Source organism: Nostoc sp. UHCC 0870, assembly GCF_022063185.1.
Classification (GTDB): domain Bacteria; phylum Cyanobacteriota; class Cyanobacteriia; order Cyanobacteriales; family Nostocaceae; genus Trichormus.
This window is the reverse complement of the sequence record NZ_CP091913.1, coordinates 40,847-53,679: the sequence shown is the minus strand read 5'-3', so window position 1 is coordinate 53,679 and position 12,833 is coordinate 40,847. Positions and strand designations below refer to the sequence as shown.

At 38.1% G+C, this 12,833-nt stretch carries 8 protein-coding genes and 1 tRNA gene; 6 read left to right on the top strand and 3 right to left on the bottom strand.

Going from position 1 to position 12,833, the window contains the following annotated elements; translation table 11 throughout:
* Nucleotides 1-148: 148 nt before the first annotated feature.
* Nucleotides 149-1,024, bottom strand: a complete 876-nt coding sequence (locus L6494_RS00190) for an Npun_R2479 family HD domain-containing metalloprotein (RefSeq protein WP_237990893.1) — start codon at nucleotides 1,022-1,024, stop codon at nucleotides 149-151.
* Between the two features lie 639 nt (nucleotides 1,025-1,663).
* Between L6494_RS00190 and L6494_RS00185 the strand changes: the two genes are divergently transcribed.
* Nucleotides 1,664-1,735: transfer RNA gene (locus L6494_RS00185), tRNA-Gly, on the top strand.
* 273 nt (nucleotides 1,736-2,008) lie between these two features.
* Here the strand turns inward: L6494_RS00185 and L6494_RS00180 are convergent.
* Together L6494_RS00180 and L6494_RS00175 are read right to left on the bottom strand one after the other, a co-directional pair.
* Complete coding sequence (locus L6494_RS00180) at nucleotides 2,009-3,406, bottom strand: amidohydrolase (RefSeq protein WP_237996308.1); 1,398 nt, start codon at nucleotides 3,404-3,406, stop codon at nucleotides 2,009-2,011.
* Between the two features lie 260 nt (nucleotides 3,407-3,666).
* Nucleotides 3,667-4,926, bottom strand: a complete 1,260-nt coding sequence (locus L6494_RS00175) for a peptidase (protein WP_237990892.1) — start codon at nucleotides 4,924-4,926, stop codon at nucleotides 3,667-3,669.
* A gap of 381 nt (nucleotides 4,927-5,307) precedes the next feature.
* Here L6494_RS00175 and L6494_RS00170 point away from each other — a divergent pair, with 381 nt between their 5' ends.
* From L6494_RS00170 to L6494_RS00150, 5 genes are all read left to right on the top strand, one after another.
* Entirely contained in the window at nucleotides 5,308-7,347 is a 2,040-nt protein-coding gene (locus L6494_RS00170) for a serine/threonine-protein kinase (RefSeq protein ID WP_237990891.1), read from the top strand.
* 75 nt (nucleotides 7,348-7,422) lie between these two features.
* Complete coding sequence (locus L6494_RS00165; RefSeq protein ID WP_237990890.1) at nucleotides 7,423-8,214, top strand: cysteine hydrolase family protein; 792 nt, start codon at nucleotides 7,423-7,425, stop codon at nucleotides 8,212-8,214.
* Between the two features lie 3 nt (nucleotides 8,215-8,217).
* Nucleotides 8,218-8,673, top strand: a complete 456-nt coding sequence (locus L6494_RS00160) for a cupin domain-containing protein (protein ID WP_237990889.1) — start codon at nucleotides 8,218-8,220, stop codon at nucleotides 8,671-8,673.
* 428 nt (nucleotides 8,674-9,101) lie between these two features.
* Nucleotides 9,102-9,674, top strand: a complete 573-nt coding sequence (locus tag L6494_RS00155) for a response regulator (protein WP_237990888.1) — start codon at nucleotides 9,102-9,104, stop codon at nucleotides 9,672-9,674.
* Between the two features lie 200 nt (nucleotides 9,675-9,874).
* On the top strand, nucleotides 9,875-12,811 hold the full coding sequence (locus tag L6494_RS00150; protein WP_237990887.1) for a PAS domain S-box protein: 2,937 nt from the start codon (nucleotides 9,875-9,877) through the stop codon (nucleotides 12,809-12,811).
* The last annotated feature ends 22 nt before the right edge of the window (nucleotides 12,812-12,833 follow it).

The following is a 12,833-nucleotide window of genomic DNA, read 5'->3' as shown; positions in this document are numbered from 1 at the left end:
CCCAGCATAACGGTGAAAACGCGGATTCTTCCTTCCGCAAAGCTCCACTCAGAATGACAAATGATACCTGACAAAACTTTTCAAACAGCCTCTAATTTTGAATTTTGAATTTTGAATTTTGAATTTTGAATTGATTTGTCCCCAATAACTAACCTTGTAATTGCTCAACCAAGTATTTTTGTTCTTCTTGGTTTTTTTCATGCTCTACAACAAATACATTTGAGTAGAGATTAGCCATAATTTGCTTCCCTTGCTGCGTCAAAGATAAATATCTTAGCCCGTCGGTGATGTAGGGATGAACCCCATTCCAATAGAACTTAGCGTAATTCTTGCGTAAATCGGCAGGATTTTCGTACCCTAAAACTTTAGTGACTCCAGTTTCTTCAAACTCGTAAAATAAAGAGGTGATTTTCTTTAAGTAACGTGGGTCGCTTAATTGCCCAATCAAATCAGCAGCACGCACCAATCCAGCAAAACTAGTTGTCTCTTGATGATCTTCTGCTGTCGGTACAGGAAATCTAGTTAATTCAATATTACTTTTAATTACGTCAGCATCTATAAGTTTATGTCCGCCAAAACGCTCATCAATAAAAAGTTTAGCTCTATCTACATGATACGGTGTCAGACTAGCATCAGAAGCCCCAGGAGGAAGAGAGATCATTCTGCCATTTTTGCCCGTGGAGTATAAGCCTTTATTTTCTTGGTCTTGTCGGCAAACTCCTTTGACATAGCCAATATCATGACACAACAAGGAAATAATAAAATGCAACCAATCTTCACTAGAAACACCACCTTCGCGGATATGTTTGCCGCGTAGAATTTCTTGTCCTACTAGGGTAACTAATATAGAATGTTCAACATTGTGATAGAGCGCATCGCTGTTGGCTATGTTTTCCAACGCCATATTACCAGCCCAAGCGATAATATCTTGATAATCATTTTTGAAACCACCATATGTGCGGCTGTATCCTTCTCTAATTTGTTTGACAAAAGCATCAATTAAAATTTCAGTAGCGTTGAACATATAATTTACTTAAGTTGGGAAATTATTTAAAGTTTTTTACAAACAATACCTTCAGGGAAACCCTAAATGGCATTTTGAAAATGCAGATTTCTTTTGATTATCTATATTCCACTCTTAATTATTAGGTGTCTGTGATCTAATAACTCAGCTTGTGTGATTCAAATAAGTATGATCGATTGACAAAAATATAAAGTAATGTCCCTTTTCTACGTTTCAGTATAAACACGCAATCTTGTTGTTTGATAAATTAAAAATAATACTTATTTCTCTTTACTATAGCGGCAATTATTACAGTTAGATAATCAAAAATTGGGCTATGTTTAATATATTGTGATTAAACTTAATATTTTTTATAATTTGCTATGATATCTGTATAATTTCAGGTTTTCAACTCAAGATTAAACAATTGAATTTATTTATAGGACTTACGCAGTGATACGAAAAATAAAGGGTATAGGGGTATAGGGGTATAGGGGTATAGGGGTATAGGGGTATAGGGGTGTAGGTGTTCAAAACCCTTACACCCCTATACCCTCACACCCTTACACCCATTCTTAACAAATAACCTTTGTGCGTAAGTCCTGATTTATTCAGGAGATAATGATATAATGATTACCTGAATCAATATCAAGGCTATTCGCGGGTGTAATTCAGTGGTAGAATGTCACCTTCCCATGGTGAACGTCGTGGGTTCGAGTCCCATCGCCCGCTTTTCAGATGTACATTGACTAATTATTTGTCACTGTTAACATATTGATGTTCTCATCAAAAAGCACTTTCCGTTCCATATTTACTAGCATTTGCTAACAAATACTTCTTGCTTCACGGTGGCAACGTCGGTGTTATCCACTCCACAACTTGTCATGGTCGAACTCTGTCACATTCAAATCTGCACCGTATTAAAACGACATTCTGCACTCAGCACCCAGATGTGTGTACACCTTTGTCAACGCAGAAGGTAGACAAGGCGTACTATCGAGGGTTTCACAAACCCATAACTGTACGATAATGAGCCTCAATTGCTGCTACCGTTGGCGACTGGGGTTTGGTATTCCACTGGCTGCGGTTAAATAATTCTTGTCGCAGTTCATCAACGTTAATCGTCGTTACTTTACCATTGGCAATAATTTGCTTACCATTCACCCATGCGCTATCTACTACATTGGTAGGGCGACCTAAAACTAATAACCCAATGGGGTCTGTACGGGGTAGCAATGATAAATTAGTGAGGTCATAAAGCATTAAATCGGCTTGTTTCCCAACGGTGAGTGACCCCAGTTGATCTGCCATATTTAACCCCTTTGCACCGCCTAATGATGCCATTTCTACGGCTTTTCGGGGTGTAATCCAGTAGCGATAATCTAAGTCTGTAATGTTGTGCAGAATAGAACCGATTTTGATGGCTTCTAATAAGTCTTGGGAGTCATTGCTAGAAGCACCATCACAACCAAAGGTTACATTTACCCCAGCTTGCTGATATTTTAAAATTGGGGCGATGCCGCTACCTAAACGTAGATTACTGAGGGGATTGTGTACAACGGTAGATTGAGTTTCTGCCAGGATGGCGATATCAGCATCATTCAACCAGACACAATGAGCTAAGGAAGTGCGATCGCTCAAGTAACCAATTCGTTTAAGATGTTCAACAGCAGTACAACCGTATTTTTCTTGGGCGAGTTTCTCTTGGGCTTTGGTTTCGAGTAAATGAGAGTGACGACAAATATTATAGCGATCGCTTAATTCAATACAACCCTCAAATAAAGCATCTGTACACAATTGTATCCCCGTTGGGGCAACTAAAACACTCACACCCTCATCGGGACGGTGAAACTGTTGGATTGCTGCTTCGATGATTTCGAGAGTTGCGGCTGTGGAACGAAAAAACGGTTCATGGGTTTGGGTTGATTCCCCCGCCGGTATTCCAGCCATGAGAGATTCGTCTTGAATGAGAGGGGCGATAAAAGCCCGTATCCCCACTTCTTGATAAGCACGAACCGCACTAGTGATAGTTTCTATCTCTTGTCCAGGAATTAATACCAGATGATCTACTACACTTGTACCACCAGACATGAGAGTTTCTACAGCTGTACCCAAAGCACTTAGATAAACTTGTTCTATGTCAACTGGTGCAGAATCATATAGGTGTGCTAACCATAATTCTAGAGGTAAAGGCGGAATCACGCCCCGTTGCCACTTTTCGGAAGAATGGGTATGAGCATTGATAAAGCCAGGTAGTAATAATTTATGCTCACCGTCAATCGCCGTACCGATTACATCTAAATTGGGTGCGATCGCCGCAATTTTACCGTCTATAATCTGCACATCTCTAGTTGTGTAACTGCGATCGGCAGCAATCAATACGTTTTGGATAGTAAACTTCAGGGTATGTTCCCAGATCATATTTCCACCTTGGCTTCAATTCTCCAACCCATTTTTTAATTATTTAATAATTATGATTTAAGTTAGAATCTCTCTAAACTTATAGCGTTTCCTAACATGAGGTATATCATAGCCCCCTCCTCGCTTGCGGGGAGATAGTGTTTCCTAATCACATGAGGTATATCATAGCCCTCCTCGCTTGCGGGGAGGGGGTTGGGGGTGGGGTTTTTATAAATTACGCCCAGATAAATCCCCAAAAAAAATTAGAAAATAGTTAATCTATATCTCCCACGTCTAGTGGCAGTTTTGGAAAATACCACCACATAGTAAGTTCCATCATCAGGTAATTTAGCTCGATCAATTAACGCGCTGTATTGACCTTCTCTTTCACTATCTGAAGATACTACCTTCCCCTTAGCATCCAACAAAACTATAAAGGGAGAAAAATCTTCAAAGACACTATCTGCACGAATACTGACAAGCTGGCCTTTTTTACCTTCTAACTTAGTGACATTATATGAGTTGCCATTTTGTAGAGTTGGGCTAGTATCAGTTAGTTCACTAAAATCATCTTCGATGTAGCTAGCTCTATCATTCCTCAATGCTAATGTATAACGGCCTATATCTCCAGGGTTTTGGCTAGTAACAGCAATGGTGTAACTACCTTTTGCTGGCAGTTTGGCAAATATGGAAGCATCTCTAATATTTTTACTCTTGTCTGAACTTCCCCTTCGCAAGATCACATTATTATCAGGATCTAACAAAAACATATAGGGTTGTAAACTCAAGTTGTTGGTGCGACGTTTATCTACACTTCCTGTGAGTCTGAGTTGAATTACTTGATTTTCTTGCCCCTCAAATCGGTAGAAATGAAAATACCTGCCTTCCGATTTAAAATCACCGGGGGATAATATTCCAAAGGGAATATCTACAAAATCAATGTTTCTATATGTAGGCTCTTTAGATGAGCTATTAGTTGATGTTACCGGGTTAGGAGTCCTTGAACTGCCTCTGTTATTTCTATTAGGACTCCTGGAACTACTGCTGTTATTTACAGGGCGATTGTTAGAACTACTGCTATTATTTGCCGGGCGATTGTTAGAACTACTGCTATTATTTGCCGGGCGATTGTTAGAACTACTGCTACTATTTGTCGGGCGATTATTAGAACTACTGCTGTTATTGGAGGTGTTACTAGTGGAGCTATTACCTCTATTGGGATTAATATTATTAGATACGCTTGTATTAGGCTGATTTTTCGGATTAGGATTTATAGGAGCTTTAATAGGTGCTTCATCTTTTTGAGATTTAGGAGCTTCAGGAACTTTAATCTCATTGATTCCTTGCTTTAACGTTGGGTCATCTATTGGTAGTGAAGCAATGATAAATTCTCGCCTTTTATTCTGAATATTCTCCGCACTGATTGGTAGGATATAACTCGATATGATGAGACTAGAACTAATGCCATAGATAAACAGAGACTTTAATTTATGTGCAGATTTTTTATCGTCTTGCTTTTTCATTGCTCACTCCTAAAATATAGAACAGGATTTACGTCTTTCTACTTTCAAAACAATTGAAAGAAATTTTTTCTGGAGAATATATCGATTTCAATCCATAAAATAGAATTTTTGTCAAGCTCAACAAGGTATAGATGTATTAAATTTAACTCTTCAGAATTAACTTTTAAATTCTTCCACCACTAAAAATTATACTAATTTATTTGATACACTATCATAATTATTAGTGTATTAGCCTAAGCGTAAAATTAACAACATATTCTATATGGTTTGACTTTTGACTTTTGACTTTTGACTTCCGCCTTGCGGTAGTGGGGGTGCATTGCATAACATACCTATGTTTCAAGAATCAAAGTGAGTCCTATATAAAAAATATATTCTTCTATGATTTGCTGTCTAAATCCAGATTGTCCCAGTCCTCTAAATGTTGAAGGTACAAAATACTGCCTAGCTTGCGGTACAGAGTTAACAAGTTTACTTAGAAATCGTTATCGGGTAGTAAATCTACTATCTGATGAAGGTGGGTTTGGCAGAACTTATTTAGCAGAAGATGTAGATAAGCTAAATGATCAATGTGTTGTTAAGCAACTTGCTCCGCGAGTACAGGGTACTTGGGCGTTGAAAAAAGCTGTTGAGTTATTTAAAGAAGAGGCGATACGACTGCAACAGTTAGGAGAAAATGCCCAAATTCCCCAGCTTTTTGCCTACTTTGAACAAGATAATAATTTATATTTAGTACAAGAATTTATTGATGGTCAGAACTTATCTCAAGAATTAAATCAACGTTTGACTTATCAAGAACATGAAATTCAGGAATTATTACTTGATTTATTACCAGTCCTCAAATTTATCCATCAACAAGGAGTTATTCATCGGGATATTAAGCCACAAAATATTATTCGCCGTAAAAAAGATGGGCGATTAGTATTAATTGATTTTGGTGCATCGAAACAACTGAGTGTCACAGTGCAGGCTCAAAAGGGAACAACTATTGGTTCACAAGGATATACACCCATAGAGCAGTTACAGGGGGGAGAAGCTTACCCAACAAGTGATTTATATAGCTTAGGCGCAACTTGCTTTCATTTACTGAGTGGATTTTCTCCTTCTCAATTGTGGATACAGAATGGTTATGGTTGGGTTGCATCTTGGCGAGAACATATAAAACACCCTGTGAGTAAGAAATTTGCTCAAGTGCTTGATCGTCTCTTAAAAATAGATTTCCATGAACGTTATCAGTCAGCAGATGAAGTTCTTGCAGACTTAACACCCCAGCCACCACCACTATCAGTTTTCCCAACTCTCATTTCGCAAACGCACCTAACACAGTCTTCTATTTTAAAATTATTAGTGAGACAAGCTCAGAAACCTGGGTTTGTTAGTGCTTTAGTTCTGCTATTAGCAATAGGAGCGGGAATAGCGTCTTTACAATTTCGTTTAGGTAAGACTGATCTTTCCGCCAATCCCACAATCAATACTAATTCCCGTGCTGATAATTATCTTGCGAAGACCCTCAAAGACCATACGGAGGAAGTGAATACTATTGCTATTAGTGCTGATGCTACAAAACTGGCCAGTGGTAGCAGTGATAATACTATTAAACTGTGGAATCTGGATACAAATGAGGTAAAACATACCCTCAAAGGACATTCTGATTTCGTTTGGTCTGTTGCTTTCAGTCCAGATGGCAAAATCTTGGCTAGTGGTAGTCGAGATAAAACTATTAGATTGTGGAATATACAACAAGGAAAACAAATTGCTACTTTGGGTGAAGCTTCTTTGCCAGTGACTAGCCTGGCTATCAGTAACGATGGTAAGATTCTTGCTAGTGGACAAGGTAACAGAATCAAACTTTGGAATTTGCAAACTAAAAAAGCAATTACTACCTTGGAAGGTCACACTAATATAGTCAACTCTATTGTTATTAGTGCAGATAGTAAAACTCTTGTAAGTGGTAGTTGGGATAAGACTATTAAAGTATGGAATCTAAGTACACGCAAAGTCAGTAAAACCCTAACAGGTCACACTAAAGAGGTAGTTTCTACCGCGATTAGTCCCAATGGAGAGATGATAGCTAGCACTGGGGTTGATAAGACCATCAGATTGTGGAATTTGGAGACAGGAAAAGCGATCGCTATTCTTGAGGGACATACGGGAGCAATAGTTTCCCTAGACTTTAATCCTAATGGTAAAACTCTGGCTAGCGGCAGTTACGACGGTACGATTAAACTTTGGAATCTGAGAACAAATCAACTAAATACCACCTTAAAGCAAGATCCCAGCAAAGTGACAGCGATTAGATTCAATCCCAATGGAAAAAGTCTTTTTAGTGGTCGCGCTAACTACGATATTGAGATTTGGCGGATTTTTGAGCCATCTCAAAATGAGATTGGGCAAGGGGTAAAATTAAATCTATCTAATTGACATTTAATTAAGCAATTAAGCACTCAACAGAATTTCGAGTTACAAAATAGAAAATGGTGTTGGGTATGGCAAATTATGAATGAGTCTTTGCGGACATTGGGAATTGCACCAAATGCTTGGATGGTGAATCAGGCGATCGCAGATATCACCCGTCCCCAAAAAAACCCACAACCCGTTATCTTATCAACAGAAACGAAAACCCTGCGCCTAGACTTGGCAAAAGCCGCCATCCTCGTCATCGATATGCAAAACGATTTCTGTCACCCTGACGGCTGGTTGGCGCATATCGGCGTAGATGTGACCCCTGCACGTAAACCCATCGAACCTTTAAATAGTCTACTCCCAGAACTCCGTGGCGTTGATGTGCCTGTAATTTGGATAAATTGGGGTAATCGTCCCGACTTACTCAATATCAGTGCTGGTTTACGTCATGTCTATAACCCCACAGGCGATGGTGTGGGTTTGGGTGATCCGTTACCGAAAAATGGTGCTAAGGTATTAATGGCAGGGAGTTGGGCGGCGGCTGTAGTAGACGAACTCCCCCAATTACCAGCAGATATTCGTGTGGATAAATACCGCATAAGTGGTTTTTGGGATACGCCTTTAGATAGCATCCTGCGGAATTTAGGAGTAACAACGTTATTTTTTGCTGGTGTCAATGCCGATCAATGTGTACTTACAACACTTTGTGATGCAAATTTTTTAGGTTATGACTGCATTTTAATTAAAGACTGCACTGCTACAACTTCTCCCGATTATTGTTGGCTAGCAACGTTATATAACGTCAAACAATGTTTTGGTTTTTTGACTGAATCACAAGCGATTTTAACAGCCATGAATCATCCTGAAGTAACAGGAGGGGAATAATCAATGCAAGCTACTCGTTGTGTCATTCCTGTCATTAAGTCTCCCAAAGATTATCAAGTCTACCGTATTAGTCCCCACGATACCAATAGGTTAGCAATTATCTTTGATTCCACAAATGCTAATACCTCTCTAACTTGCTGTGTAGAAATTTTTGATCCTGGTGGACAAACACCACCAAATCGCCATCAATGGGCGGTGGAAATGTTTTTTGTCTTGAAAGGGGAAGGTATCGCTATGTGTGATGGGAAGAAAGTTCCCATTAAAGCTGGAGATAGTTTATTAGTACCTCCTACCGGGACTCATTTGATTAAAAATACGGGTAATACTCGTTTGTACACACTAACTATTATGGTGCCTAACGAAGATTTTGCAGAATTAATTCGCAGTGGAACACCTTTGGAGTTAGATGCAGAAGATATGACAGTTTTAGGAAGGTCAGATGCTTTAATCTCTTGTTAAAAAAAAGCCAGACTAAAAACCCTGGTTTCTTCAAGAAACCAGGGTTTTTAGATTTCACGAATGCTCTAGGATTTGTATGGTTATTATTCACTTAATTTGCTTATAAAACACGAAAAATTCTACACCGCCACGCCTAAGCCTTCTTTAAATTCTGAGTGAACGAGGAGGGTTTGGGGGTGGTTTTAAATGTATATTTTGTATGAGATGTATACGAAAGCAATTTTGGGAAAAATTAGAGCATTTAAGGCTAGTAATCTTCTATGTAATTACACTTAGAAGTCAGGTTTATCTATATGTGTAAGAGCTAAAAATAAGTAAATTTCAGGTTTGATAAAGCATCGTATTAGTTTATAAAACAATATGAATGGCAAAACTAATTAAATTTTTAAATATTTTCACGTACTGAAATAGCTAATAAAACTGTAATCATGGAAAAAATTCTAGTAATTGAAGATCAGGAAGATATCCGTAGCATTGTTGTAGAAATGCTGACTCAAGAGAAATTTAATGTTTTGGAAGCAGAAAATGGACAGGTTGGTATTAAATTATTACAGGAAGAAGTCCCAGATTTAATTATCTGTGACATTGCGATGCCCAAATTAAATGGATATGAGGTTGTTACTTGGTCACGGGAAAATCCAGAAACTGAATCAGTTCCTTTTATATTTCTGACAGCTAAATCTTCCCAAATTGATATTCGTCAAGGCATAGAGTTGGGTGCAGATGATTATTTAACGAAGCCATTTACAAGAGCAGAATTACTCGGTGCAATCACAGCTAGATTTGATAAACAAAAGGCATTTAATAGACAAACTCAAAAAAAAATTACCCAGTATTACAACTATATTAATCAATCAACTAATCATGGTTTGTGCGATCATCTTCATCAGATCATGACGGTATCTAAGAAGCTGATAGATAACTATGATATGGTTGAGCGAGAAGAGATGTTAAAATCTCTCAATGAAATTTATAGTTTGAGTCAAAATTACGTAATTTAAATTATTTTGGTTTAGCATCTGGTTTAACAATATAATAGGATGTTTTCAAGGTCTTTGGTGATGTATCAAATACTTTGATATACCCCTAAACCCCCATTAAAAAGGGGGATTTTGATTCAGTTCCTCCCTTTTTAAGTAAAATAAGATATATGAACTTAAACTATGATTTAGACAAATTAAATCAAGTCTAAAAAAGAATCATGATAAATTTTCAAAACATTGTTGTTATTATTGACAATTTATCAGAAGACCGCAGTATCTATCATCGTTTACTAGAACAGGAGCAGCGATACACATATAAAATTGTCGAATTTGCATCAACAAAACAGGCTTTAGAATATTGCAAACAAGCTCTACCCGATGTCATCCTGTTAGGTTTGAATTTGTCCGATACCACGGGAATAGATTTCCTGGCAGAACTTCAACAGCACAGAGGTAACACGAGTATTCCTGCAATTATACTGTCAGAATTTGTTGATGAAACCATTGTAGTCAAGGCGATGAAAAATGGCGCACAAGATTATTTAATTAAAAGTAAAATAACTGCTGAAGCCCTCAATCGTGCTTGTAAGACAGTAATAGAAAGATTTCGCTTGATGCAGCAACTAGAGCAGCAACAAGAACAACAACGCTTAATTGCTGATATTGCATTGCGTATTCGTCAATCGTTGAGTTTAGAGAGCGTTTTAGATACAGCAGTAGACGAAGTTCGTCATCTCTTTAAGACTGATAGAGTGCTTGTCTACCAATTTCAACAAGATATGAGCGGTAAAGTTGTAGCAGAATCAGTTCTACCGGAATGGAATACTTTACTGAATTTTTATTGTCAAGATACTTATTTATGTGAACATGGATTAAAGGGCTACCGTTTAGGTAAACAAATAGTAGTTTCTAATATTTATGAAGCTGGATATTCTCAATGTCATTTGCAAATGCTGGAGAATTTTCAGGTAAAAGCAAAGGTGATTATTCCGATTTTTTTATGTAATCAACAATCAGAGTTAGATAGCCATTGTCGAAAAACGAATAATAATCATTCTCTGTGGGGGTTACTGGTTGCTCATCAATGTTCTAGTCCACGCCAATGGCAAAAATCAGAAATAGAGTTATTAGAGCAACTATCGGTTCAATTAGCGATCGCCATTCAACAAGCAGAACTATACGAAAATTTACAAAATCTCAATGCACAGCTAGAAGCGAAAGTGCAGAAACGGACAGCAGAGTTAGAAAAAAGCGAGTATAAATTCCGTGCTATTTTTGAGCAGACTATCCAGTTTGTCGGGCTGTTAACTCCAGATGGCACAATTGTAGAAATGAATCAAGCATATCTAGAGTATGTTAAGTCCAAACGCAGTGACGTGATCGGGCGGACTTTTTGGGATTCATTCTCTTGTTCTGATTGCCCACAATTAAAGAGTAATTTACAAACTGTTGTCTTGCAAGCGTCTCAGGGACAGTTGATCAGTTCTGAGTTGAGCCTAAGTAATGCCGAGGGTACAATGACAACCCTAGATTTTTCCATCAAACCGATCTTTGATGAAACTGGGCAAGTTATTTTACTACTGTCAGAAGGTCGAGATATCACCCCACGCAAACAAACAGAAGCAACCTTGCAACAACTCAATCAATCTTTGGAAGATAGAGTCCAACAGCGTACCCTTGATTTAGAACAAGCTAACACCAAACTCCTCACAGAAATTAGCGAACGTCAACGGGTAGAGAATGAACTGCGTCAAGCTGAAATAGCACTTAGAGAAAAAAATGCTCTTTTGCAAGCAATCATTCAATCTGCACCCGTAGCCATTAGTATGGTTGATGCTGAAGGGAATCTCATCTTGTGGAATCCAATGGCGGAAAGGATTTTTGGTTACTCCGCCACAGAGGTGCTAAACAACCCAATTTGGATGTTTGTAGAAAATCAGCAGCAACAACTCCAGAGTTTTGTGCAGAATACCTTAGCTAATAGGCCGTTAAATCAAGTCGAAACTCAGATAAACTACAAACATAGCTGTTTAGATATCAGCCTTTCTACGGCTTTAGTCAGGGATGCAGGTGATAATCTGATCGGTGCGATGGCTATTATTGAAGATATCACTGAACGCAAACAAGCCGAAGTGAAAATGCTGCAACTACAGCAACGTTTAGAATTTTTACTGATTTCTAGCCCTGGGGTAATTTATACCAGCAAAGCTACAGATGATTACGGCGCAACTTTTATCAGTGAGAATGTAGAAGCTTTATTTGGCTACCAACCTTGGGAATATATTACAAATCATGAATTTTGGATCAGCCGTATTCATCCTGAAGATCAACCCTTGGTGATGGGGATATTAGAACAAATGAAAATCAAAGGGGAGATTGATCTAGAATATCGTTTTTTAGATCACAAGGGAAATTATCGCTGGGTATACGATCGGGCAAGACTGGTAAAAGATGAAAGGGGACATCCGGTAGAATTGATTGGCTACTGGTTAGATATTAGCGAACGCAAGAAAACAGTAGAACAAATTCAGCGATCGCTAGAAGAAAAAGAAACATTACTCAAAGAAATTCACCACCGAGTGAAAAACAATCTGCAAATTATCTCTAGCTTACTGAGGATGCAATCTCGACGGGCTAATGATGAAATAACTTCTATGCTATTTCAAGAGTCCCAAAATCGAGTGCAATCAATGGCATTGATTCATGAACAATTGTATCAATCACCAGAGCTTTCGCAAATCGATTTTGGCGACTACATCCGCAGTCTGACAGATAACTTGTTTCGCTGCTACGGAGTCAGTCAAAGGCAAATTCGCCTAAATATAGAAACCAATGGCATTAAATTAACCCTTAATACTGCTATTCCTTGCGGACTGATTATTAACGAATTGGTTTCTAATTGCTTAAAATATGCGTTTTCTCCCCAACAAAAGGGGGAAATAACTATTTGCTTAGAAAAATTTCCAGAGAATCAACTAATGTTGATAGTCAAAGATACTGGTATAGGCATTCCCCAAACATTAGATTGGCAAAATACTGACTCTCTAGGGTTAAGGATTGTGAAAAACCTTACCAGGCAAATCAAAGGTAAAATTCTCTTAGAGCGTGAGTCAGGTACTACCTTCTACGTTAACTTTATTTCAAATAACCTATAAATTATAAATTTACTCAAGCAAA

Excerpts from the sequence above, each read along its gene's own strand:
- L6494_RS00190 (WP_237990893.1), bottom strand. The coding sequence starts at position 1,024 with ATGTTCAACGCTACTGAAATTTTAATTGATGCTTTTGTCAAACAAATT.
- L6494_RS00175 (WP_237990892.1), bottom strand. The coding sequence starts at position 4,926 with ATGAAAAAGCAAGACGATAAAAAATCTGCACATAAATTAAAGTCTCTG.
- L6494_RS00170 (WP_237990891.1), top strand. The coding sequence starts at position 5,308 with ATGATTTGCTGTCTAAATCCAGATTGTCCCAGTCCTCTAAATGTTGAA.
- L6494_RS00165 (WP_237990890.1), top strand. The coding sequence starts at position 7,423 with ATGAATGAGTCTTTGCGGACATTGGGAATTGCACCAAATGCTTGGATG.
- L6494_RS00160 (WP_237990889.1), top strand. The coding sequence starts at position 8,218 with ATGCAAGCTACTCGTTGTGTCATTCCTGTCATTAAGTCTCCCAAAGAT.
- L6494_RS00155 (WP_237990888.1), top strand. The coding sequence starts at position 9,102 with ATGGAAAAAATTCTAGTAATTGAAGATCAGGAAGATATCCGTAGCATT.
- L6494_RS00150 (WP_237990887.1), top strand. The coding sequence starts at position 9,875 with ATGATAAATTTTCAAAACATTGTTGTTATTATTGACAATTTATCAGAA.